The following is a 244-nucleotide window of genomic DNA, read 5'->3' as shown; positions in this document are numbered from 1 at the left end:
CCTTCTGGCTTATCAAGTAATGCATCACCTTCTTTAAAATCGTTATAATCGATACTAAAATAGAAATCCTCTATTGTATTGTGTCTATAGGTAAATCCGATATCTTTCCATTCGCGATCTTCTCCTTGCATAAAACCGTGCAAAAAACAAAAGCCAGGGGTTGTTGGGATAGTTAAATCATCGCGCGGCTTAATCCGGTCAAACAGTTTATGTAACTCAGCTAATTTTTGGGGCACGTTATTAC

At 37.7% G+C, this 244-nt stretch carries 1 protein-coding gene; it reads right to left on the bottom strand.

Translation table 11 applies throughout. The annotated features are described in order from the left end of the window. The coding region (locus GQ589_RS12135; protein ID WP_202115132.1) for a T6SS immunity protein Tli4 family protein at positions 1-244 on the bottom strand (244 nt) is incomplete at both ends.

Origin of the sequence: Gilliamella sp. Pas-s27 (genome assembly GCF_009795865.1) — a bacterium.
GTDB lineage: Bacteria > Pseudomonadota > Gammaproteobacteria > Enterobacterales > Orbaceae > Gilliamella.
Note: the sequence above shows the minus strand (reverse complement) of the source record. Positions and strands in the feature narration are given on the sequence as shown.